Raw genomic sequence first — 23,383 nt, 5'->3', positions numbered from 1 at the left:
AAACCGTCCCCTACATTTGCATCCGTAAAAAGAAAAACAATGAATAAAATAATCGGTTCGGCTTTATTATTAGCAATAGGATTTACCTCATGCACAAAGGATAACTCTGTTACTCCTGCCCCAACAAATAACCTTACAATACCATATAACACCTTAACCGCAAGTAGCAACTACTTGGAGACCTTTAAAGGTACTGACGGGAAAACTTCAGTAGACTTTAGCGGACAGACTACTCGTATTGAGATGCTAAAAGAGTTAGACACTTATATAAAAACAGGTACTACTGCAGCAATAAATGAGCAAAAGATGAAAGATATGTTCGAAAACAAGAACACACCTTTCACTAGCAATGACTTAAATACTGCAACAACAAAAGTTATCGTTAGCAAATCAGCAGCATCATTCTCAGCTGTAGATGCTGATGCAGAGCGTCAACATTTCTACAACTATTTCAAAGAATTGGAAAGAATTAGCAAGCTAAACGGACAAACAGCTACTCAAGGCAATGCAGGTTTGCTAGGCGGCAAGCGACTTGTAGATGAAAAAGGATTTGAATATGCTCAGTTTGTACAAAAAGGGCTTATCGGTGCTATGATGCTTGACCAGATCAGCAATGTATACCTAGGTACTGAAAAACAAGCAGCGGATAATAAAACAATAGTTGATGGCAAGAACTATACCGCTATGCAACACCATTGGGATGAAGCATACGGTTACTTGACAAGCAACCCTACCTACCCAATGAAAGACCCTAACGATGCTACAAAATATCTTGAATCGTTCTTGGGTGGTTATGTACGCCAAGTAGGAACATCTGTTGGTGGAGACCCTGAGGCTGTATATGTAGCTTTCTTAAAAGGACGTGCGGCTATTGTTAATAATGACCTGACAACACGCGACGAGCAAATAACCTACATTCGTACTGCACTGGAAAAGGCTGTAGCTACAGTAGCTATCAGTTACCTAAACCAAACAAAAACTGCTAGTGATGACGCAAGTAAATTCCACGCTTTATCTGAAGGGTATGGATTTATCTACTCACTACGTTTCGCATACAACGCTAAGATCGACAAAACAAAGTCTGATAATTTATTAAATATACTAGGAGGCAAAGCAAATGGATTCTGGTCATTAACCAATGCAGATATTGACAATGTAAGAGACCAAATTGCCACAGCCTTTGGAATCGATAAAAATGCAGTGGTTAGTCACTAATATATAAACATAATTACATCGATAAAGCGGCTCATGTATGAGACCGCTTTACGTGTTAATAAGAAACAAACTAAAGGAGATGAAAAAAAGGTTGTTATCAACAGGGTTATTGATCGTACTGGCAACTACGATAATAACCAGTTGCTCCAAAAAAGAGGAGAATAAAAACTCATCTAACGATCTAGACAGGAAGCCCATGTTGGAGCATTATGCCAACAACTATATCATACCTGCGTATGCAGATATGACGCAAAAACTAAATGCTCTAAAAACTAGCGTAGCCGCATTCACTACAACACCTAACGCTACTACATTAGGTGCGTTACGCACCTCTTATAGAACAGCCTATATCACTTGGCAAAAAGTAGATATGCTGGAGTTTGGTCCGGGTGCTGATGCTACCCTAAGAAATTTCATTAATATCTACCCTGCTTCTACCACAAAGGTGAATGACAATATATCATCCAATAGTTATGACTTGGAAGCTTTTGGTAATAAAGATGCACAAGGTTTCCCGGCATTAGATTATCTAATAAATGGTGCAGCAAGTACTGACCAACTAATAGTTGACCAATACACTACAGACCCTCAGGCTAACAACAGAAAGCAATATTTATTAGCTATCGCCAATAAGATGCTGGAAAAAGTAACCAACGTTAGTAACACATGGAGCAACTATAAGGATGATTTCATCAACAATACGGGAATCGATGTCAGTAGTAGTCTTACTGTGATGGTGAATGGCTATGTACAATACTACGAGCGTAATTTGCGTGCCGGTAAAATTGGTTTGCCTGTAGGAGCTATGACAGGCTTTGCTTCACCACAAATAGTTGAAGCATACTATATGCCAGAATTATCAAAAGAGCTAGCGCTAACAGCACTCAATGCCATTAAAGATTTCTATACAGGCAAAGGATATAATGGCACTAACGGCGCTAGTATGCAATCTTACTTAGCAGCGTTGGGCACAAAAGATAATGACGGTAGCCTTATTGCCGATGTTGTTGTTAAAGAAATAGATGAAGCTATAACCGCATTACAAAATTTAAATACAACTATCCTCAACGGCGTTCAAAACAACCGTACTGAAGTATTGGAAATCTACGAGCAACTACAAGATGTTGTTCCGCTACTTAAAGTAGACATGGTTTCCGCATTTAGTATTTCTATCACTTATGTAGATAATGATGGTGACTAAAGATGTTTCAATTTAAAAAGCACATATTATCAAAAGCCTATTTAGAGCAGCCTGTACACACAGCTGCTCTTGCTGCTTTTCGCTTTTTATTTGGCGTAATGATCTTTGGCAGCACATTGCGTTTTTGGCTAAAGGGATGGATAGAAGAATTATACATTACCCCAACCTACTTTTTCTCTTATTATGGCTTTGAATGGGTAAAGCCATTAGGGGGATACACCTACATTATTTTTGCTATCTGTGGTATCAGTGCACTTTTCTTTGCTCTAGGATATTTTTATAGGTTGGCATCAATACTCTTGTTTCTAAGCTTTACCTATATAGAGCTAATGGATAAGACCAACTACCTCAACCATTACTACTTTGTATCATTAGTGTTGTTTTTAATGATGTGGTTGCCTGCTAATGTCAACTATGCCTTAGACACCTTAAGGAAACCACAAATTACTCGTCAGTATATACCAAGATGGACATTGGGTAGCATACGGCTCATGATGGGTATTGTGTATGTATATGCAGGTTTGGCAAAACTAAATAGCGACTGGCTAATAGAAGCTATGCCATTAAGATTATGGCTTCCTGCTAATAATGATATGCCTGTTATTGGCTTTTTATTCAATAAGATATGGGTGGCTTATTTCTTTAGTTGGTTTGGCGCTATCTATGATCTTACCATACCATTCTTCTTACTCAATAGAAAAACAAGACCTTTTGCATATGCTACTGTTATCATTTTTCATTTGATGACGGCAATACTATTCCCTATTGGTGTTTTCCCTTTTGTAATGATATTTTCGGCACTGGTATTTTTTGAGAGTAAAGACATAGATGCTATACTTAATAAACTGAATTTAAAATCGAAGAACATATCAACTCAATACACCTTTTCAAAATTTTCTTTTACTCCTATCAGACATAAAATAACATTATCTGTATTTGCTATATTCTTTACGCTACAAGTGTTGCTACCTTGGAGGTATCTACTCTACCCCAACGAGCTTTTCTGGACAGAGGAAGGATATCGTTTTTCGTGGCGGGTAATGCTCATGGAAAAAATGGGCTACGCACAATTTGTAGTGAAGGATAGTGAAACTGGAGAAAAAATAGCTGTTAACAACAATGAGTTTCTTACAAGAAATCAGGAAAAGATGATGGCTACCCAGCCTGACTTCATTTTACAATACGCTAGCTTCTTGAAAGAGACTTTTACAAAACGTGGTGTTAACAACCCGCAGGTATATGCTACAAGTTATGTAGCACTTAATGGTAGAAGAAGTAAACTATTTGTTGACACTTCTATTGATTTAGGGAAAGAGAAAAACTCATTTAAACATAAAACTTGGCTGCTGGCCTTTAACGATACGATAAATGGTTTGTAGATATATACTACCTGTAATAATATTCATGCTACCCACTTGTGTATATGCACAAGACAGTACTAAGCGTGCCAAACTACAGGAAGTAGAAATAACGGACGAGAAGGATAACAACTTTGGTCATATGTACCAAGTAGATGGCATGAAGATAACTGCAGGCAAAAAGTCGGAAGTTATTAATGTTGAAAAGCTAACCGTTAATAAAGCAACTAACAACACAAGACAGGTATATGCAAAAGTAGCAGGGTTAAACATTTTTGAAAATGATGGATCTGGCTTGCAATTGAGTATTGGCGGCAGAGGATTGGACCCTAACAGAACAGCTAACTTCAATGTAAGACAAAATGGCTATGATATTAGTGCAGACGCATTAGGCTATCCTGAAAGTTATTATACCCCACCAGCCGAAGCCTTATCAAAAATAGAAATACTTAAAGGAGCAGCAGGTTTGCAATACGGTACTCAATTTGGAGGATTGCTAAACTTTGAGATGAAACAACCCGGTGCTAAAAAGGCCTTTACGCTTGAAAGCAGACAAACCGCTGGTTCTTTTGGTTTCTTTAGCTCTTACAATGCTATAAGTGGCACGAAAGGAAAACTAAAATACTTTGCCTATGCACATTATAAAAGAGGTGATGGCTGGAGACCAAATAGCAAGTTTGAATCTTTTAATGGCTATGTAGACCTACACTACCAAGTAAGTGAGAAGAGCAAAATAGGTCTGGAGTATACACACCTCAATTATATTGCACAGCAACCAGGAGGATTGAATGATAAAATGTTTGAAGAAGACCCAAGACAGAGCAACCGTACCAGAAATTGGTTTGCCGTAAACTGGGACTTGATAGACCTAGAGTGGGAATATAGAATATCCTCACGCACACAGATCCAAACTCGTGCCTATGGTCTATTAGCTTCAAGAAAAGCTGTAGGCTACTTAGAGAACTACCCATCGAGAACAGACAATGGAGGTGAACGTACACTATTGACAGGCGAATTTCAAAACCTAACGTTAGAGTCCAGAATACTGAATAGATATACCATAGGCAAACAAATGCAGGTAATACTAGGCGGCATAAGAGCTTATAGAGGTTATAATAGCAACCTATTAGGCAAAGTGAATAATGGTTCAGGGGCTGACTTTTCTTTTTCTGATGAATCATCTCAGGTTAATGCCGACTATTCTTTCCCTAACCTAAACCTTGCAGCATTTGTAGAAAACATTTTCAGACTAACGTCAAAATGGAGCATTACACCTGGTATTCGTGCAGAATACATTAAGACGCAAGCCAATGGTTTTTATGTAAACAGAGTGGTAGACCAAGCTGGCAATGTAATACAGAACCAAAAAATTGATGAACAGAAAGAGTTGCCAAGGTCTTTTATCTTATTGGGCGTAGGAAGTAATTATAAGCTGAACAAGAGTATGGAGCTATACGGCAACTTCTCTCAAAACTATCGCTCTGTTACTTTTACTGATATACGTATCACCACCCCTTCGCTTGAAGTAGACCCAAATATCAAAGATGAAAAAGGATGGAGCTCTGATCTAGGTATTAGAGGCAATTTCAACAACCTGGTTCAATATGACGTGAGTGCATTCTTTTTACGTTATGCTAATCGTATAGGAGAATATCAGTATAAAAAAGGTAATCAGGTTATTCGTAGAAGAGGCAATATTGGAGCTGCTCAGATATATGGCTTAGAGACCTTTGCTGAAGTAAACATACTGAACGCGTTCAAAACTGTACCGCAAAAATGGCGTGCCAGCATTTATTCTAACCTTGCTATTACACAATCAGAATATACCGAGAGCCCTCAAAAAAATATTGTTGGTAAGGAACTGGAATACGTGCCATTGATCAACTGGAAAGCGGGCATACAATTAGGGTATAAAAAACTTAAGCTAACCTATCAGTTTAGCCACATGGGCAAACAGTATACTGATGCTACTAATGCTGAAGACGGTGGTAGTAGTGGTGTTAATGGAGCTGTGCCTACTTATCAGCTAATGGACGTATCTATATCCTGGAGCTGGAAATGGCTAATACTAGAAGGCAGTGTTAATAACATAGCGGATGCCCATTACTTCACTAGAAGAGCTACAGGATACCCGGGACCAGGCATTATACCAGGAGATGGAAGGAGCTACTTTTTAACTGTAGGTTGTAAGCTATAAAACAGGCTTTTCATATAAGCAATACTCATATAACTAACTCATTATTAAGTCAGTGTGGTCTTATTTTTAATCTAGTATTAATTATCACGATTATTTTTTTTGACAAATTCGTGATAATTTGAATTCATATCGTTAAATTAGATATAAATAACCTTACACACAGATTTAATAAAGAGTAATTTTTTATGAAAAGTAGACTTCTACAATATGCGATGTTATTGGCGGTAACATCATTTTTTTCTAATAACATTTTAGCGCAATGCTCTACAACATCACCTCCCCCTACTTCATATTGTTGGGATTCTGATGCGATAGTATCACTTACACTTGGAGGTGTAACTACTACTCCTACTCCAAACTGTGGAAACTCGTCAACAGGGTATACGTTTTATTCTACACCTGTTAGAAGTTTAGTAAAAGGTACTACAGTTAGCTGGACCACAACCCACCCTGGTGTATGGACAGAAGGTATCGCTATCTGGATCGACTTCAATAACGATGGCGTATACTCTAGCAGTGAAGAAGTTGCAGGAAACGCGTCTAACTCTTCTACATCAATATCAGGGACTTTCACCGTTCCTACAACTGCTACAGCGGCTAGCAATGTAAGAATGAGAGTTCGTTGTCAATACAACCCATCATCTACTTGGGGTAACGGTGCTAACGATGCTTGTGGCGGTTATACTTGGGGAGAAACAGAAGACTACCTAGTAAATATTTGTGATGCAATTACAGTTTCTGCTCAGCCTCAAAATAGTATGGGTTGTCAAAACAAAAATGCTTCATTCTCAGTAACGGCTTCAGGTGCTGGTGGCTACCAATGGCAAATAGACAACGGTTCTGGTTTTACAGATATTACCAACAACAGTACATTCAGTGGTGCTACAACAAGCATGTTAAGTATTAATGGGCTTCCTGCATCTATCGATGGTGCTAACGTTCGTTGTATCATGAGTAGTTCTTGCAGCGCTAGTGTTAAAGATACTAGTGACCCTGCAACAGTAACAGTAATTGCTAACGCTAAAGTAAATAAGCAAACAGGAGACCTTACTACATGTGAAAAGATCCAAACAAAATTTGGTGTTAGTGCATCAGGTGCAATATCAGGCTACAAATGGCAAGTACTACAAAAAGGTGCAGGCTCTTTTGTTGATGTAGTAAATGGTGGTGTATATAGTGGTGCTACTAGTGATAGTTTAGCTATTAGCCAGATACCTGCTTCTATGGATGGTGCTATTCTACGTTGTATCGTATCAAGTGCTTGCGAAGCAGACACTTCAGACTCTATAAGAGTAGTAGTTCAACCTCTACCAAAAGTTGTAAAAGATCCGCCAAATGTTTCTGTTATTCATGGCAGTGATGCACTATTTGTAATAGAAGCACAAGGGCTTAATCTTACATACAGATGGCAAGCAGGTTATCAAGGCGTGTATTCTTTCATTAACAACAATGCTATCTATTCAGGTGTTGATAATGACTCTCTTAAAGTAGCTAGTGTTTCTGAAGCTCAGAATGGATTTACTTATCGTTGTATCATATCAGGTAAGGGCAACTGTGCTGCTGACCCTGACACTAGTTCTGTTGCAATACTTAATGTATTACCTCCATTGAATATCGCTAATACAACAACTAAAAACAGTATTCAACTTTACCCTAACCCTGCTTCAGGTAACGAAATAACTGTTACTATAAACAATGCTACAAAAGATTTGAATTATAAAATAATCAATACAGTAGGAAAAACTGTTTATGAAGGTCAATTGCCAAATACAGCAAACCATAATAAAACAATATCAATTGATGGTTTGAGTTCTGGTGTTTATACATTCCAAGTAACAAATAAAAATGGAACTAAAATTTCTTCAATACAGTTCTCTAAGTTATAATATATAACAACTAAACGTTTTTAAAAGGAGCAACACATATGTTGCTCCTTTTTTATTAGTGATAATCTCATCTATCATTTACAAACAACTATAAGTTACTTTAAACATAACCCCTTAATACCCTCTGGTTAAAACAGTTAAATAGTCATAGCTTTTATGTAAAAACTATGACTAACATATTCTATTGAGCATCGTCTATTATAGGTATAGCTTTTAAAGTTTTTGGCATATGTTACGAATTTGTTAACCAATTGGTTATCAATGCACAATACCTATCTTCGCCGAAATTTTTTTTACGCTACAATACTTTAATTCTCAAAAGAAACACAAGCATTATGATTGCTAGATCTAAACTAGACGCAAAAAAACATAGCCTACTTTTAGCCCTGGGCTTTTTGTTTTTCTCTATCAACTCTTGGGCACAAACACCAACTATCATTGCACACCCTGCAGACCAGAAAGCATGTGAAAATAGTGGCACTACTTTTGGCATTACCGCAAACGGTGTAACCACTTATCAATGGGAGGTAAACGACGGAACAGGATGGACTACATTATCAAACGCAGGACAGTACAGTGGAACAAATACAGCCACTCTTGGAATAATGAATCTTAGCATAGCTCAAGCCGGGTATAACTATAGATGTGTGCTAACTGATGCGGGTACTAACTCCATCAACTCCAATATGGCTACTTTGACCGTTTATGAAGTACCAAACATTACTAACAATCCTAGCAATTCAAGAATATGCTTGAATGACAACACTTCTTTTTCTATTGCTGCAGTAGGTAAAGATATAAGCTACCAATGGCAGGTAGATGATGGTAGCGGCTGGACAGATATAAGCAACACCGGCGTTTATAGTAACGCTACGACAAACACATTAAGCATTACAACAGCAACAGCTACACTTAACAACAATAAGTACAGATGTGTGGTTTCTGGCAAATGTGCACCTGTAGCACAGTCTTCATCGGCAGTACTAAACATTGATCTCCCTCCTACTATTACAACACAACCGAGTGATAAAACTACTTGTGAAAATGCAGGTACTAGTTTTTCTATTGCTGCAACAGGCACAACACTTTCTTACCAATGGCAAGAAGATAATGGTACAGGATATAAGAATATTATCAACAATAGTACTTACAGTGGTGCTACTACCAATAAGCTAAACATCACTGCTAACGGTACATTGAACGGTTATCAATACAGATGTGTAGTAACAGGAAAATGTAATCCTAGCGAAACTTCTAATGATGCTACTTTAACTATTAACTACCTACCCGTTGTTACTAAACAACCGGCACACAGCACTATTTGTGAAGGGGAGAATACGCAATTTCATGTAGCGGCTACTGGTACTAACCCAACTTACCAATGGCAAGTAGACAACGGTACAGGTAGCTTCAGCAACCTTTCTAACAACACTATATATAGCGATGTAACTACAAGTGTACTTAAACTAAAAAATCCACCGACATCATATAATGGTAATAAATACCGTTGTATCGTATCAGGTACTTGTAGCCCTGATGGTGTATCGAGCTACGGACAGTTGGAAATACTATTGACTACACAAGTGCTTACTAATATTGCTGCTGATACATTTTGTGAAGGAAAACTATCTACAGTAATGATCAATTCGAACGGAGCAGGACTAAAATATCAATGGCAAAGAAACGATGGAACAGGTTTCAAAGACATCGTGAACAATGCTACCTACTCAGGAGAAAAAACTAATATGTTAGCTATCAACAATACACCAAAAAGTCTTCAAGGGCAGTATATACGTTGTATTGTAAATGGTACTTGTAAAAGTGACACTACTGAAAACATAAAGGCTAACATTCTTTACAAACCTGAGGTGGTGAGCTCACCAACAAATGTTGCTGTAATTCAAGGTCAGAATGCTAGCTTTGAAGCAGAAGGTAAAGGAACAGGAATATACTACCAATGGCAGGCAAGTGCTGATGGCAGCAACTATTCTAACATTAACAATAATGCCATATACAGTGGAACACAAACAACAAAACTTACTGTATCTAATGTTTCGATGGGACAGGACGGTTTCTTATTCCGTTGTATGATCAAAGGTCTTCCAAGCTGCTCCTTCACAGGCGCTCCTACTAGTGCAGCAACGTTAAATGTTGCTCCTCCATTATCAGTTAGCAATTTGAACGCAAATAATAAAGTTGCATTATACCCTAACCCTGCAACAGGCAATGAAATAACACTAACAACTAGCTTGACAGAACCTGTTGACTTTATAGTTATAAACAATATGGGTAAAACTGTTTATAAAGGGCAACTAAACAAACAAACGACTCTTGAGACCAATAATATGACATCAGGTATTTATACAGTCATTTTCAAGAGCCAAGTAATTAGTTTACAACCAATTAGGTTTACCAAACTATAATAACACATTACACATAAAAAGGCGTTGCTAGTTGCAGCGCCTTTTTTTATTCTAATAACCTGTATGTGTTTTACGTTTGGGATTTTATTACTTTTGACCCACCAAGTAAAAAAAATTACAATCAATAAATATGAGTAAAATCAAAGTAGCCAATCCTGTAGTAGAGTTGGATGGTGATGAAATGACCAGAATCATATGGAAGTTCATTAAAGACAAACTAATACTTCCATATCTAGACCTAGATATTAAATACTACGATCTGGGTGTTGAGCATAGAGACGCAACAGATGATCAGGTAACTGTTGATGCAGCAAACGCTATTAAGAAATACGGTGTAGGTATCAAATGTGCTACCATTACTCCTGACGAGCAACGTGTAGAAGAATTCAAGCTAAAGCAAATGTGGCGTAGCCCTAATGGTACTATCCGTAATATTTTGGACGGTACTGTTTTCCGCGAACCTATCGTTATACAAAACGTTCCAAGACTAGTTCCTAACTGGACTGCTCCTATCTGCATTGGTCGTCACGCATTTGGAGACCAATATAGAGCTACAGACATGGTGATAAAAGGTAAGGGTAAACTTACTATCAAGTTTGAGGGTGAGGATGGTAATACTGTAGAGCACGAGGTATACAACTTTGAAGGTGATGGCGTGGCACTAGCTATGTACAATACAGATAAGTCTATCTATGGTTTTGCACGCTCTTGCTTCAACCAAGCATTATCTAAAGGATGGCCTTTGTACATGTCTACCAAGAATACTATTCTTAAAAAGTACGATGGTCGTTTCAAAGATATATTTGAAGAAGTATACCAAAACGAATTCAAAGCTGAGTTTGAGAAAAACGGTCTTACTTACGAGCACCGATTGATAGATGACATGGTAGCTGCTGCATTGAAATGGAACGGCAACTTTGTTTGGGCATGTAAGAACTATGATGGTGACGTACAGAGTGATACTGTAGCACAAGGTTTTGGTTCTCTAGGTTTGATGACCTCTACCCTAGTTACTCCTGATGGTAAAACGATGGAAGCAGAGGCAGCACACGGTACGGTTACACGCCACTACCGCCAGCACCAAGAAGGCAAACCAACTTCTACCAACCCAATTGCATCAATATTCGCATGGACAAGAGGTTTAGCCTTCAGAGGCAAACTAGATGATAACCAAGCACTTATAGATTTCTGTACTAAATTGGAGCAAGTTTGTATAGAAACTGTAGAAAGCGGTATCATGACCAAAGACCTCGCAGTATGCATACATGGTAGCCAAGTAAGCAAAGACCATTATGTATATACTGAAGAGTTCCTTGCAGCACTAGACAAGAACTTACAAGCTAAATTGGCTTAAATTTTATAACCTATATGTTTAAAGACCGAGAGTAATTTCTCGGTCTTTTTCTTTAACAGAAATTATACAAGCTAAAAATGTAATTTCACGGTCTGAATTGATTATTTAGACACTCATTTACCTATGGGAATTTTTGACAAGCTCTTCAAAAGGAGCAAAGAGCAAGAAGTACAAAAAGAAGCACTTGACGAAGGGCTAAAGAAAACCAAAGAAGGTTTCTTCTCTAAGTTGACCAAGGCTATTGCCGGTAAAGACAAAGTAGATGATGAGGTTTTAGATAGCCTGGAAGAAGCTCTGGTAACAGCTGATGTTGGCATTAAAACAACTGTAGACATCATTGAGCGTATTGAAGCCCGTGTATCTAAAGATAAATACCTAGGCACAGCACAGCTTAACGACATACTGCAAGAAGAGATAATGGGCATGCTTACTGATGCCCCTAGTAACGACTTTGAAACCTTTGACCTACCTAAAGACAAGCAACCCTATGTATTACTTGTGGTTGGTGTTAACGGTGTAGGTAAAACAACTACTATTGGCAAGCTGGCATATAACTATAAAAAGAATGGCAAAAAGGTATTATTAGGCGCTGCCGATACCTTTAGAGCTGCAGCTGTAGACCAGCTCACTATTTGGAGCGACCGTGTTGATGTACCTATTGTGAAAAAAGAAATGGGTAGCGACCCTAGCTCTGTAGCCTTCGATGCCGTACAAAGTGCTATAGCAAGAGAATCTGATATTGTGATCATAGACACCGCAGGACGTTTGCACAATAAAGCAGGCCTGATGGAAGAACTAAGCAAAATAAGACGTGTAATAGGCAAGAAACTACCAGATGCACCACACGAGGTATTGTTGGTACTTGATGGCAGCACAGGGCAAAATGCATTGGAGCAGGCTAAGCAATTTACCGCAGCTACTAATGTCAACTCTATTGCTGTTACCAAACTAGACGGTACTGCTAAAGGAGGCGTGGTACTGGCTATTGCCAATGAGTTTAAGATACCTGTTAAGTTCATAGGCGTAGGCGAAAAAATGGAAGACCTTCAAGTATTCAACAAAGCTGAATTTGTTGATACTTTATTTAGCTTGAACAAATAAGTCTTTTCAATAATCATTAGCGAATCTGTATCTTTCATGTCGGCATGAAAGGGTACTTTGTTATCATACTACTTTTAGTAAGTTCAGCTATTGCTACTTACTTGTTTCAGGAGCAACATAAGGATAAACCCGACCTTATGGACACACTAGCTATAGGACTAGATCCCATAGCTAAATTACTACCTGAAAATTCCTTTATCTATTACGATACACAGCAGGTGAACCAAGACGTATTTACCAGAGCCAGATATTTGCTAGCTCCTAGAAACTTGGTAATGGATAAGAATGCTACTTTAGACACACTGTTAACGATAATAGACACAATAACATACAATTCAAATAGTTACACAACACTACCTAATATAGTAATTGAATATAAAACAGGTAGCTATTACTATATCTTATCTACCAATAAATGAGTAGCGGCTCACTAAATATCATAAAATTATGGATGTGGTTAGGCCTAAGCAGCCTACTCTATTTTTGCTGTCTACTACTAGCCATACCTGTACTAATTACCACTATCTCAAGTATCACTTTAGGTGCATTCCTGTTTTATAAAGGAGAAAAAAACATCGAAAAGAACAACCTTATTGTAATAGGCATTGCTGCTATTGGTTGCTATTTATTAGTAGACCAATCGCTAGAGCTGGCAGAAAAACATGGCTTATGGGATGCTTGGGCGATATGGAACTTACACACAGTATACTTAGCTAGCCCTGAAGACTGGAAGCTACTCTTCAATAATAGCAATGGCGCGCACCCCGACTACCCTTTTGCCCTACCGGGTATACTGGCTTATTTCAAACATTTGCTACCTCGTGCCAATTACTGGGTGGCAGCCTATGGCATTCACCTGTTAACAACCATTTCTATACCAGTACTAATATATACAGAGACGTATAAGAAGAATATCATAATAGCAGGGATAGCCCTACTTTTACTATGTACCAATGTTCACTTCGTCTATATTGGTGTATCTCAACTTGCAGATACCCTACTATCCCTTTTCTTTTTGATCGCGCTAATAGCCCTGAATAATAGCCGCCACAACCCAAAACTTATACTTACTGCTGCCCTGTTCACAGGTCTTTGCATGTGGACCAAGAACGAAGGAATCGTATTTGCAGGCTTTATACTGCTATTTCACTTAAAGCAGTTTTTTAGCAAGGAGCATAGAAAGCTATCTATTATTGGCTTAATACTACCAGCACTTATACTATTATTATTCAAGACTTTATACAGCACACCTAATGATTTACTTTCGGAAGAAAGAAGGCCTATTTGGGAGCTACTAAGCGACACAAGCAGGTATAGCATGATATACCAAAGCTTTGTAGGCAACCTAAACCTTCACTTTAAGTCGGTGCAATATGCAGGTATACTCTTCCTCTTATTAGCTATAGTAAGATGGAAAAAGATACAGTGGAAACAACTAGTTATGGTACTGTGTATATGCCTCACGTTAATGTCTGTGTACCTCATTAGCCCACACGATCTGGAATGGCACTTGGCTACCTCTCAAGACAGATTGATATTACAGTTACTGCCTGCCTTTGTATATGTACTGGCTGAAAACTTTGCCTCGGTAGCTACTGTAGACCTGCCAAAAGCGCTTCTTTCAAAAGCAGAGCTCCCTCTGTAGCAGGTTTCTCTATCTTGATGACATTATTATACCTACCCACAGAAGGTATCACCTTATCCAATACATATTTATCTACCCTATCGGGTACATAATCTACCAAACCAGCCGCAGGATATACAGCAAGAGAAGTACCAACCAAAACGAACACATCTGCTGCCGACATGATCGGCACAGCCTCCTCTATCATAGGCACAGGCTCACCAAACCATACTATATGTGGCCTCAACCTCGACCCATCCATAGCCATCTCTCCCAAGTACATATCTCTATACATGGGGAATATTAGAGATTCATTACTCTCACTTCTGGCTTTGAATATCTCTCCATGCAAATGCAGCACGTTAGTAGAGCCTGCCTGCTCGTGAAGGTCGTCTATGTTTTGGGTAACAATATGTACATCAAAATGAGCTTCCAGCTCGGCAAGCACCTCATGTGCTTTATTAGGTATGGCATCAGCTACATTTCTTCTACGCATATTATAGAAGTCCAGTACCAATTCAGGATTTTTTGCCCATGCTTCGGGGGTGGCTACCTCCATTACATCATAACCTTCCCATAGTCCATCACTATCACGAAAGGTCTTCAATCCACTTTCTGCACTTATACCCGCCCCTGTAAGGGCTACTAATTTTGGTTTCAAGCTACTTAGTTTTATGAGCCGTAGGCCGAAGTACTACTTGCTGGTCAGGAAAAACTTGATGAACAGGATGATACTTATCAATAGAGCTGATATCGCAAGCGCTACGTATTTAAATATCCTCTTGCGCTTTAGGGCACCATGGTGCTTCCTTAGCATCTTTTGCCTTTCTGAGTACTTCTTCTTACCCACAATATAAAACTATACTTTTTTTGGAATAAGAAAACGTATTAGAGGTTGGAAATCAATAAAGGTATAGATAGCAATACGGCTGAAATAGTCAGCGCTGTATATTTGTATAACCTTTGTCTCTTGTTTTGGTTGGCGTGTTTACGCAACTTCTTTTGTCTGTCTGATAAATGTTTCATATTGATATGCTTTGAGCCTACAAAAATGAAAACAAACAATAAATTACAGAAAGAAATACTTGCCCTTAACTAGTAATTAACTAATGACTTGAAGTATTACTTTAGGTTAGCCAACATATCCTTAGTGATAGCATCTAGGTCAAACTCAGGCTTCCAACCCCAGTCTGCACGAGCTGCGCTATCATCTATGCTCTTAGGCCATCCGTTGGCTATCTGCTGACGAAAATCGGGCTCATACCCTATAGTAAAGTCAGGTATTACTTTTTGTATAGAGGCTGCAATTTCTTTCGGAGAGAAGCTCACTGCGCCAAAATTGTATGCCATTCTGGACTTTACCTGCTCTTCAGGGGCTTCCATAAGCTCTATGGTACCGCGAATAGCATCGTCCATATACATCATAGGCAGGTAGGTATCTTCCGACAAGAAGCAAGTATAGCTACCCTTCTTCAATGCTTCATGATATATCTCTACGGCATAATCGGTAGTACCACCACCCGGTTGAGACTTCCAGCTGATAAGACCCGGATAACGTACGCTTCTTACATCTAGTCCCCAGCGTTGATTATAATATTGACACCATAGCTCCCCTGCATATTTACTAATGCCATATACGGTCTGCGGTTCTACTATGGTCTTTTGCGCTGTATTGTCTTTAGGCGTGCTGGCGCCAAATATAGCTATTGAGCTAGGCCAGTATACTTTGGTCAGCTTCTCCTGCACTGCAAGGTCTAGCACCTGCAACAAGCTCTGCATGTTTATATCCCAAGCTTTCTTAGGCATCTTCTCGCCTGTTGCAGATAGCAAGGCAGCTAATAAATAGATCTGTGTTACCCCTTCTTTCTTTATAAAACCTAATATGGCTTCAGCATCCATAGCATCCAGTATGCTAAACGGACCTGTACCTGCCAACAAAGGATGCTCTTCTCTTATATCTGTTGCTATAACATTCTGGTCGCCATATAGCTTTCTAAGTGCAAGGGTTAACTCTACACCAATTTGCCCACAAGCTCCAATGATTAATACCTTTTCTTTCTTCATCTAACAAACAAAGTAAACGTTATAGCAATAAGATTTTCAATTAGTTATGAGACTTAATCAATTCGATAAAATCATCGAATAGATATCTCGAATCCTGAGGACCAGGAGTACTTTCAGGGTGGTACTGCACCGAGAACGCTGGCTTACCTACCACTTTAATACCCTCTATCGAATCGTCGTTCAAGTTCTTATGGGTCACCTCAACAGTAGTAGAACTCTTGATAGATTCAGGATCTACACCAAAACCGTGATTCTGTGTCGTGATCTCTGACCTTCCTGTTTGCAAATTCATTACAGGGTGGTTCAGCCCTCTATGGCCATGGTGCATCTTAAAGGTGCTTACCCCGTTAGCTCTGGCTAATATCTGATGACCAAGGCAAATACCAAACAAAGGTTGGTTATCCGCCATTGCCTCTTTTACAGTATCTACGGCATAGTCCATCACAGCTGGGTCGCCAGGACCGTTAGAGATAAACACACCATTAGGGCCAAAAGCCTTCATATCGCTATAGCTGGTTTTGGCAGGAAAAACCTTCAAGAAGGCACCTCTATCAGCTAAACACTTTAAAATATGCTGTTTTACACCAAGATCCAGTACTGCTATCTTCACGTCAGAAGACTCGTCTCCTATTGTATAAGCCTCTTTAGTAGATATGGTAGAAGACAATTCCAAACCATTCATACTAGGCACCTTAGCCAATGCAGCCTGAAGGTCTGCCAGCTCGCTATACTCCGAACTGATCACACAGTTCATCGCACCCTTACTTCTTATATGCTGCACCAAAACTCTGGTATCAACATCCTGTATGGCAACTATCTTGTTCGCTTCCAAATAGTCCTGTAGACTACCATCAGCTGTCATTCTGCTAAAACGGTCTGATATATTCTTACATATCAAGCCTTTGATCTTCACAGAATCACTTTCTACATCTTCATTTTTAACACCGTAGTTACCTACATATATGTTATTCATTATCAATACCTGACCTGTATAAGAAGGGTCAGTAAACACTTCCTGATACCCGGTCATACCTGTATTGAAGCAAATCTCACCACCGGTAGTACCTTTTGCACCAAACGATACACCTTTAAATAGTGTGCCATCTTCTAATAATAACCAAGCCGGACTTTTTTCTAATTCTCTTGTAGACATAAAAAAAACAAATTGTGCAAATGTATAAAAACTTAGACTTATTTAGTTTTTAAGGCTGAAAAACTTACCCACATAAGCCGCTCAATGTTATATTTGTTTCGTTACTTAAAATTTCGCCATGCAGATACCTTCTTCGGTAATTCAGATACAACAATTAATACAGCCCAACGAGCTAAAAGTCATTGACGAGCTTATCACAAAGATCAACTTCGAGGATGGCAAAAATACCGCCTCGGGAGCAGCCAAGCTGTCTAAGAACAACTTACAGAGCTCCAGACAACCTACTCCTGAATACAATAAGGCACAGGAGCTGATATTCAAAGCCATAGCGCAGCACCCCATCATACAGGCTGCTTGCATGCCCAAAAACATACTACCCCCTATCATCAGCCGATATAAGGTAGGCATGGAATACGGGATGCATACGGATAGCCCCGTGATGACCAACCAGTATACCATAAGGGTAGACTTGAGCATAACCCTGTTTTTAAGCCCGCCCGACAGCTACGAGGGTGGCGAGCTGGTGATACATACCCCTACGGGTTTTGTCCCATTTAAGCTGAACAAGGGAGATGCCATTATATACCCTACTACCCGCCTCCACTGTGTCAACCCCGTTACTAAAGGAGAACGTGTGGCTTGCGTTACTTGGATGCAGTCTTTGGTAAAAAGCACGGAACAAAGAGAGCTACTCTTGCAACTCAAGACCGTACAAGAGAGCGTTGGCAATAAGAACTTACAATCGCCCGAGAACCTGATGCTGTTGCAGATATACAGCAACCTAATGAGAATGTGGACAGACATATAAAACCAAACACCATGAACGATACCGTTATAAAATACATCAAGCTCCCCTTCCATTTCGATACGGCACCTATGCTCGCCGAAATAAATAACGTAAAGGAGACTTGGCTACCTCATTACAATTCGCAAGGCTACACGGGAGAATGGACGGCACTACCCCTAAGAACAATAGGCGGCACTACCGACCAGCACACCGCAGAAGCTATGGGCAGCAATAGCGGCTTTGAGGACACGGCTCTTTTGGCTCATTGCCCCGAGGTGCAGCAATGCATCGACACCCTACAATGCGAAAAACTAGGTATAAGGGTACTGAACCTAAGACCTGAGGCTACCATAAAAGAACATAGAGATTTTGACCTCTGCTACGAGGAAGGAGAAATAAGGATACACATACCCCTGCAAACCAACGACCAAGTATCCTTCTTGCTGGAGGGCGAACAGATGACCATCAACGAGGGAGAATGCTGGTATATGAACTTTGACCTACCGCATACCTTGAGCAACAATGGCAAAACAGACAGACTACACCTTGTTATAGATTGTGTTGTAAATGAATGGATTACAAACCTTTTCTCAAGCACCACATTAGAAAAAATAGCGCACACGGAGAATAGAAATAAGATGAGTAGAACAGATAAACAAGCTATGCTGGAGCAGCTGAAACAAATGAACAACGAGGCAAGCAGAGCCTTAATAGCACAACTAGAAAAAGAATTACAAACACCATAAAAACACACTCAATGAACACCAACCACTTGAACACAATAGTAGATTTCCTGAACGAAATAGGCATCTCTTGCCAACCCGAAACCATTACTACTGAAACCTTTTTGCCGGGCATCAGCATTAGGAAAGGGGTTATATATTATGATGAGCAACAGTTACTATCGCCCGGAGACCTACTGCACGAGGCAGGGCATATTAGCATACTAAGCAGTGAGGACAGGAGCAATGTCTTTGAATCGGAAAACGTATCGGGCAGCAAGCTGGACGATGGCGGAGCAGAAATGGCAGCCATAGCCTGGTCTTGGGCAGCATTGAAACACCTGAACCTACCTCCCGATGTAGTATTTCATGAGGAGGGGTACAAAGGCGACTCGGAAGCACTCATTGCGGCTTTTAGCAATGGTGGCGGAATGGGCATAAGCATTCTGAACTGGCTGGGCATGACCGAGCAGTCCAAGCCTAAGCAAACAGCTTCAGACAATCATTTTCCCAATATGCACAAATGGGTGCTGGACAAATACCCCAGTTATGTATAAAACACCACTACGTCTTCCAAAGGCTTACGCTCTAGCTTAGGTACTACACACTCCTCGGCAGGATAGCCAACGGGTATTAGCAAGAAAGGCTTCTCATTCTCAGGGCGACCTAGAAGTTTGGTTAAGAAGTTCATAGGGCTAGGTGTGTGCGTTAGCGCCACCAAGCCTGCATTGTGAATAGCAGCGAGCAGAAAACCACTTGCCAGTCCCACACTCTCCTGCACATAATAGTTGTTCTTCTTCTTACCCTCATCGCCAAACTCGTAGATGCGCTTGCAGACCACTATGAGCCAAGGGGCTATTTCTAAAAACTCTTTGTTCCAGTCGGTTTGTAAAGGCAATAGATCATCCAGCCACTCTTGAGGCATGCGGTTGTTATAGCTTTCATACTCTTCTTTTTCAGCCGCCTTCCTTATCTCGGCTTTCATCTCGGCACTACTGATGGCACAGAAGGTCCATGGTTGTTTATGCGCACCCGATGGCGCGGTAGATGCAGAAAGTATTATTTGCTCTATGACCTCTTGAGGCACTTCTTTATCAGAAAAGTCGCGCACGGTTCTTCTCTTCTCCATCCACTCATGAAACTCATGAGCTCGAGCCGTCATTTCATCTTTTTCAAAACTGTCTTTGGTATATACTTCAAACGGGAAGCCGTTTATTATTCTTTCTTCAGCCATAGTTTTTTAACGTTCTTATAAATCTTTTTTCATCTAAATTTATGGAGTTATTACTAAAAGCCCAGCATGTATAAAAACATTTTGATCGGCGCCCTGTTTGCCACCAACTTCTTATCCAATAGCGAAGAACCTTCCGCCTTCAAAACCACCCTACAACATCAAAAGCTATTGAATATGGTGAACCATGCACGTACCAAAGGCTGTAAATGTGGCGAGACCTACTACCCGCCTACTACTATCCTTAGCTGGAACGATAGCCTAGCCATAGCGGCACAAAAGCAGAGCAACTATATGGAGCAACATAAAACACTCACCCATACAGGTGCTAACAACTCTGACCCCGGAGACCGCATTACTGCCACGGGCTACCAATGGAGCACCTACGGGGAAAACGCGGCAGTAGACTACCCCAACGATGAAGCCTTGATAAAAGGATGGCTGGGCAGCAAGGGACATTGCAAAAACATCATGAACCCCAACTTTAAAGAAGTAGGCATGGGAGGAAGCGGCGCGTACTGGACTCAAGTATTTGCCACTAAGCTAAACCCCTAGTCTGCCTTTGTCCAAATAGCCGTTCTACCAATTAAGGAAATACCGATATACCCGCGCACTTTTAAAGAGTTGCCCTTGTGTGTAATGGTACAAGAATAGGTCTTGCCACTCTTAGGGTCATAGATAGTGCCGTCCTCATATTCCTTATCTCCGTCTTTTTCAAAACTTTTTAGGATAAGCATATTCAAGATAGGCTCTGAACGTTTCGACTTATCAGGGTTCTTATCATCCACCTTAGGTGTACCATCTTCTTCATTGGGGTTCTTCAACCAAATGATCTTACCATAGAACTTCTGATTCTTTGCCAGGTATATCTTTATCTTGGCAGAGCTGTCTTCACTATACCATACGCCTTCTATCGGGTCATCTCCCGCAAAAGCAGGGGCACTGTAACAAATAGCAAATGCTGCAATAAGTGTAGCTTGAAGCAATGATCTGAATTTCATATTTAATGGTTTAGAACCATAAAATACGACTTTTTACAAAAAGATAGACCTAATGGATAGATAAAATGAGGAAGTTTTAAGCAGCTTTATTATGCTTCCACCACATAAAACTAATAGTACCCAATATGGCTAGTGGCAGGCAGGCTAGGTAGATAATACCTCCGTTCAGCCCTTTAGCGCTTTTATCATCGAGGTTATCAGCAGTAAGGGTACACATAGAGCAGCCTTGCGCTACGGCAGCAGGTGCGCCTGTAACCAGTAGAAATGATACTATGAGTAATGCCTTTTTCATTGATGCAAAGTTAAAGATTATCCACTAAACGTAGTAAGGAGATATCATCAAATACACCACCACACCCGTTACACTCACGTAGAACCATAGTGGCCATGTATAGCGTGCCAGCTTCTTGTGCCTGTCGTACTCACCCGTAAGCGCCCTGTAGGCGGTGAATAGGATAAACGGCAGGATGATAGCTGCTAGGAATATATGCGTAATTAGGATAAAGAAATACACATAACGGATAGTGCCTTCACCCCCAAACGAGGTATCGCCCGCTAGCAGGTGGTGCGCAATGTAGGAGACCAAAAACAATACGGAAAGCACTATAGCACCCATCATAAAGTTTTTGTGTTGTTGATACTTCTTCTGCTTTACTGCAACTAGTGCCAGTACCAATAGTACAGATACCAAAGAATTGATAACGGCATTGATGGTCGCAAATACATGCACATCAAAACCCAAGTCTACCTCAAGCTTCACTTTAGATAGTATAGCCACAGCTATAAACACTACAAAAGAGACCACATAGATCAGTCCTTTTGCTTTCTTATCGTTCTTCTCAAACATTGGTTTCAACATAACCTAGTCGTTTTCTTTCTTTCTGTATTTCTGTTTGGTTAGTATCACGATGTCGTCGGTACAGCGTATCATATCTGCCGTGTCCAGCCCATCGTAGTAGCCGCGAATATAACGCATGGTATCCAGCACCACAATTTTCTGCGTGTGCAAAAAGTCGTCTACTCCTTCTCCGCCCTTGCCTACATTTACACGTAGTTCTTTTCTGGCATAGTTATAGATATCTGCTCTGCTACCTGTTAGGAACCACCAGTTCTTACGGTTCACATTATGGTCGTCGGCATATTTGCGCATCACAGGAAAGCTATCGCGCTCGGGGTCTACCGTGATGGAAATAAAATGTATGGCAGTATCTAATCTGCTCTTACGCTTAGGGTCTTTTCTAAAGGCATGCTGTATCACCTCCATATTGTTGGTGAGCTGCGGGCATACCGTAGGGCAGGTAGTGAAGATAAAATCGATGACCAATATCTTACCCTTCAGGTCTTTGTTGAGTGATACCTCCTCGCCAAACTGGTTGGTAAAGGTAGCCTCTGCCACTTGGTGGTATACAGTATCGTTAGTGCCTTCTGGGCTAGTAACTACATGGTCTACCACATAGTATTTAGGCAGGTGTAGCTTGCCTTTAGACAGTTGGCTTATCACTATAAAACAAGTTAGCGGTATCAAAATTGACACCGCTAAAGCTCCTATTAATCTAGTTTTTTTACTCATTGTTATGCTCTCACTACGGCGCTACTTGCTCTATTGTGTTCCTTACAGGAGAGTTACTATTCATCTTCAACCAGAAAGCACCATCGGCCAAGAAGGCTATAATGAACCACACGAATAAGAATAGTGGTATCAATACCGACATCTTGAAAGATTTAACCTCGTCGCCCAAGTGCATGAAGATAGAAACGATGTAACCAGCTTTCACTAGGGTAAGTACCAAGAAGATAGTGTTCAGTAATGTTCTATTCATAGTGTAGCTAAAGAACAAACCAAAACCAACCTCTACAATAGTTACAATAGAAAGAAGCACCAATACTTTAACGATCTTCTTTCTTTGTGCTTTTGCGGCAGGCGATTGCATCTCCTCATGGTGACCCATGATACCAGAGTATAGCTTCGACTGGTCGCCCTCGTATAATGATTGTATATCGTCGTTATGATTATTATGAGACATTGTCTATTATATTAAAGTTGTGTGAGTGTTTATGTTTTAATA

Annotated in this window: 23 protein-coding genes; 14 read left to right on the top strand and 9 right to left on the bottom strand. The window is 40.1% G+C overall.

The genetic code is table 11. The annotated features are described in order from the left end of the window. The first annotated feature begins 39 nt into the window (after positions 1-39). From R2800_02810 to R2800_02765, 10 genes are all read left to right on the top strand, one after another. The gene (locus R2800_02810; protein ID MEZ5015955.1) at positions 40-1,215 is read left to right on the top strand and encodes a DUF4856 domain-containing protein; all 1,176 of its coding nucleotides are present in this window, start codon (positions 40-42) and stop codon (positions 1,213-1,215) included. Between the two features lie 37 nt (positions 1,216-1,252). Continuing rightward, a complete protein-coding gene (locus tag R2800_02805; protein MEZ5015954.1) occupies positions 1,253-2,416 on the top strand; it encodes an imelysin family protein in 1,164 nt (387 codons plus the stop codon). A 2-nt stretch (positions 2,417-2,418) separates the two neighbouring features. Beyond that, the gene (locus tag R2800_02800) at positions 2,419-3,795 is read left to right on the top strand and encodes an HTTM domain-containing protein (protein ID MEZ5015953.1); all 1,377 of its coding nucleotides are present in this window, start codon (positions 2,419-2,421) and stop codon (positions 3,793-3,795) included. Further along, the gene (locus R2800_02795; GenBank protein MEZ5015952.1) at positions 3,785-5,971 is read left to right on the top strand and encodes a TonB-dependent receptor; all 2,187 of its coding nucleotides are present in this window, start codon (positions 3,785-3,787) and stop codon (positions 5,969-5,971) included. Before R2800_02800 ends, R2800_02795 begins: the two co-directional genes overlap by 11 nt. Before the next feature lie 185 nt (positions 5,972-6,156). After that, entirely contained in the window at positions 6,157-7,857 is a 1,701-nt protein-coding gene (locus tag R2800_02790) for a GEVED domain-containing protein (protein ID MEZ5015951.1), read from the top strand. 335 nt (positions 7,858-8,192) lie between these two features. Continuing rightward, positions 8,193-10,280, top strand: coding sequence for a T9SS type A sorting domain-containing protein (locus tag R2800_02785; protein MEZ5015950.1), 2,088 nt, complete (start codon positions 8,193-8,195; stop codon positions 10,278-10,280). A gap of 130 nt (positions 10,281-10,410) precedes the next feature. Next, positions 10,411-11,634: an NADP-dependent isocitrate dehydrogenase gene (locus tag R2800_02780; GenBank protein ID MEZ5015949.1), complete on the top strand. Its 1,224-nt coding sequence runs from the start codon at positions 10,411-10,413 to the stop codon at positions 11,632-11,634. Between the two features lie 123 nt (positions 11,635-11,757). Next, positions 11,758-12,735, top strand: a complete 978-nt coding sequence (gene ftsY / locus R2800_02775) for a signal recognition particle-docking protein FtsY (protein MEZ5015948.1) — start codon at positions 11,758-11,760, stop codon at positions 12,733-12,735. A gap of 44 nt (positions 12,736-12,779) precedes the next feature. Next, positions 12,780-13,154, top strand: a complete 375-nt coding sequence (locus R2800_02770; protein MEZ5015947.1) for a hypothetical protein — start codon at positions 12,780-12,782, stop codon at positions 13,152-13,154. Continuing rightward, entirely contained in the window at positions 13,151-14,380 is a 1,230-nt protein-coding gene (locus tag R2800_02765; GenBank protein ID MEZ5015946.1) for a hypothetical protein, read from the top strand. Before R2800_02770 ends, R2800_02765 begins: the two co-directional genes overlap by 4 nt. On the opposite strand, the gene R2800_02760 is transcribed toward R2800_02765, so the two are convergent. The 3 genes from R2800_02760 to carA all read right to left on the bottom strand — a co-directional run bounded on the left by R2800_02760 (position 14,328) and on the right by carA (position 17,576). Next, entirely contained in the window at positions 14,328-15,020 is a 693-nt protein-coding gene (locus R2800_02760; protein MEZ5015945.1) for an NAD-dependent deacylase, read from the bottom strand. The genes R2800_02765 and R2800_02760 overlap by 53 nt on opposite strands. 461 nt (positions 15,021-15,481) lie before the next feature. Then, the gene (locus R2800_02755; protein MEZ5015944.1) at positions 15,482-16,423 is read right to left on the bottom strand and encodes an NAD-dependent epimerase/dehydratase family protein; all 942 of its coding nucleotides are present in this window, start codon (positions 16,421-16,423) and stop codon (positions 15,482-15,484) included. Positions 16,424-16,463: 40 nt separating this feature from the next. Then, positions 16,464-17,576, bottom strand: coding sequence for a glutamine-hydrolyzing carbamoyl-phosphate synthase small subunit (carA, locus tag R2800_02750; GenBank protein ID MEZ5015943.1), 1,113 nt, complete (start codon positions 17,574-17,576; stop codon positions 16,464-16,466). Between the two features lie 118 nt (positions 17,577-17,694). Here carA and R2800_02745 point away from each other — a divergent pair, with 118 nt between their 5' ends. From R2800_02745 to R2800_02735, 3 genes are read left to right on the top strand one after another with little or no spacing between them, the layout of a single operon-like run. Continuing rightward, on the top strand, positions 17,695-18,384 hold the full coding sequence (locus R2800_02745; protein MEZ5015942.1) for a Fe2+-dependent dioxygenase: 690 nt from the start codon (positions 17,695-17,697) through the stop codon (positions 18,382-18,384). Between the two features lie 11 nt (positions 18,385-18,395). Beyond that, positions 18,396-19,109 (top strand): aspartyl/asparaginyl beta-hydroxylase domain-containing protein, encoded by a 714-nt coding sequence (locus R2800_02740; protein ID MEZ5015941.1) that lies wholly within the window; start codon positions 18,396-18,398, stop codon positions 19,107-19,109. 11 nt (positions 19,110-19,120) lie between these two features. Next, positions 19,121-19,642: a hypothetical protein gene (locus tag R2800_02735; protein ID MEZ5015940.1), complete on the top strand. Its 522-nt coding sequence runs from the start codon at positions 19,121-19,123 to the stop codon at positions 19,640-19,642. Here the strand turns inward: R2800_02735 and R2800_02730 are convergent. Beyond that, positions 19,633-20,319 (bottom strand): nitroreductase family protein, encoded by a 687-nt coding sequence (locus tag R2800_02730; GenBank protein ID MEZ5015939.1) that lies wholly within the window; start codon positions 20,317-20,319, stop codon positions 19,633-19,635. The two genes, R2800_02735 and R2800_02730, sit on opposite strands and share 10 nt — an antisense overlap. Before the next feature lie 66 nt (positions 20,320-20,385). Between R2800_02730 and R2800_02725 the strand changes: the two genes are divergently transcribed. Beyond that, entirely contained in the window at positions 20,386-20,871 is a 486-nt protein-coding gene (locus tag R2800_02725; GenBank protein MEZ5015938.1) for a CAP domain-containing protein, read from the top strand. On the opposite strand, the gene R2800_02720 is transcribed toward R2800_02725, so the two are convergent. The 5 genes from R2800_02720 to R2800_02700 form a co-directional block, all read right to left on the bottom strand. Continuing rightward, positions 20,868-21,317, bottom strand: coding sequence for a DUF2147 domain-containing protein (locus R2800_02720; protein ID MEZ5015937.1), 450 nt, complete (start codon positions 21,315-21,317; stop codon positions 20,868-20,870). The two genes, R2800_02725 and R2800_02720, sit on opposite strands and share 4 nt — an antisense overlap. 76 nt (positions 21,318-21,393) lie before the next feature. Further along, positions 21,394-21,609: a hypothetical protein gene (locus tag R2800_02715; protein ID MEZ5015936.1), complete on the bottom strand. Its 216-nt coding sequence runs from the start codon at positions 21,607-21,609 to the stop codon at positions 21,394-21,396. Between the two features lie 24 nt (positions 21,610-21,633). Further along, a complete protein-coding gene (locus tag R2800_02710; GenBank protein ID MEZ5015935.1) occupies positions 21,634-22,176 on the bottom strand; it encodes a DUF420 domain-containing protein in 543 nt (180 codons plus the stop codon). A 3-nt stretch (positions 22,177-22,179) separates the two neighbouring features. Then, the gene (locus R2800_02705) at positions 22,180-22,887 is read right to left on the bottom strand and encodes an SCO family protein (protein MEZ5015934.1); all 708 of its coding nucleotides are present in this window, start codon (positions 22,885-22,887) and stop codon (positions 22,180-22,182) included. A gap of 13 nt (positions 22,888-22,900) precedes the next feature. Continuing rightward, positions 22,901-23,341, bottom strand: coding sequence for a cytochrome C oxidase subunit IV family protein (locus R2800_02700; GenBank protein MEZ5015933.1), 441 nt, complete (start codon positions 23,339-23,341; stop codon positions 22,901-22,903). Positions 23,342-23,383: the final 42 nt, after the last annotated feature.

Source organism: Flavipsychrobacter sp., assembly GCA_041392855.1.
In the GTDB taxonomy this organism is placed as follows: Bacteria; Bacteroidota; Bacteroidia; order Chitinophagales; family Chitinophagaceae; genus UBA5543.
This window is presented reverse-complemented; position numbering and strand designations above follow the sequence as displayed.

Bases quoted from the DNA above. Each gene is read 5' to 3' on its own strand.
- R2800_02810 (MEZ5015955.1), top strand. From the start codon at position 40: ATGAATAAAATAATCGGTTCGGCTTTATTATTAGCAATAGGATTTACC.
- R2800_02805 (MEZ5015954.1), top strand. From the start codon at position 1,253: ATGAGACCGCTTTACGTGTTAATAAGAAACAAACTAAAGGAGATGAAA.
- R2800_02800 (MEZ5015953.1), top strand. From the start codon at position 2,419: ATGTTTCAATTTAAAAAGCACATATTATCAAAAGCCTATTTAGAGCAG.
- R2800_02795 (MEZ5015952.1), top strand. From the start codon at position 3,785: ATGGTTTGTAGATATATACTACCTGTAATAATATTCATGCTACCCACT.
- R2800_02790 (MEZ5015951.1), top strand. From the start codon at position 6,157: ATGAAAAGTAGACTTCTACAATATGCGATGTTATTGGCGGTAACATCA.
- R2800_02785 (MEZ5015950.1), top strand. From the start codon at position 8,193: ATGATTGCTAGATCTAAACTAGACGCAAAAAAACATAGCCTACTTTTA.
- R2800_02780 (MEZ5015949.1), top strand. From the start codon at position 10,411: ATGAGTAAAATCAAAGTAGCCAATCCTGTAGTAGAGTTGGATGGTGAT.
- ftsY (MEZ5015948.1), top strand. From the start codon at position 11,758: ATGGGAATTTTTGACAAGCTCTTCAAAAGGAGCAAAGAGCAAGAAGTA.
- R2800_02770 (MEZ5015947.1), top strand. From the start codon at position 12,780: ATGAAAGGGTACTTTGTTATCATACTACTTTTAGTAAGTTCAGCTATT.
- R2800_02765 (MEZ5015946.1), top strand. From the start codon at position 13,151: ATGAGTAGCGGCTCACTAAATATCATAAAATTATGGATGTGGTTAGGC.
- R2800_02755 (MEZ5015944.1), bottom strand. From the start codon at position 16,423: ATGAAGAAAGAAAAGGTATTAATCATTGGAGCTTGTGGGCAAATTGGT.
- carA (MEZ5015943.1), bottom strand. From the start codon at position 17,576: ATGTCTACAAGAGAATTAGAAAAAAGTCCGGCTTGGTTATTATTAGAA.
- R2800_02745 (MEZ5015942.1), top strand. From the start codon at position 17,695: ATGCAGATACCTTCTTCGGTAATTCAGATACAACAATTAATACAGCCC.
- R2800_02740 (MEZ5015941.1), top strand. From the start codon at position 18,396: ATGAACGATACCGTTATAAAATACATCAAGCTCCCCTTCCATTTCGAT.
- R2800_02735 (MEZ5015940.1), top strand. From the start codon at position 19,121: ATGAACACCAACCACTTGAACACAATAGTAGATTTCCTGAACGAAATA.
- R2800_02730 (MEZ5015939.1), bottom strand. From the start codon at position 20,319: ATGGCTGAAGAAAGAATAATAAACGGCTTCCCGTTTGAAGTATATACC.
- R2800_02725 (MEZ5015938.1), top strand. From the start codon at position 20,386: ATGTATAAAAACATTTTGATCGGCGCCCTGTTTGCCACCAACTTCTTA.
- R2800_02720 (MEZ5015937.1), bottom strand. From the start codon at position 21,317: ATGAAATTCAGATCATTGCTTCAAGCTACACTTATTGCAGCATTTGCT.
- R2800_02715 (MEZ5015936.1), bottom strand. From the start codon at position 21,609: ATGAAAAAGGCATTACTCATAGTATCATTTCTACTGGTTACAGGCGCA.
- R2800_02710 (MEZ5015935.1), bottom strand. From the start codon at position 22,176: ATGTTGAAACCAATGTTTGAGAAGAACGATAAGAAAGCAAAAGGACTG.
- R2800_02705 (MEZ5015934.1), bottom strand. From the start codon at position 22,887: ATGAGTAAAAAAACTAGATTAATAGGAGCTTTAGCGGTGTCAATTTTG.
- R2800_02700 (MEZ5015933.1), bottom strand. From the start codon at position 23,341: ATGTCTCATAATAATCATAACGACGATATACAATCATTATACGAGGGC.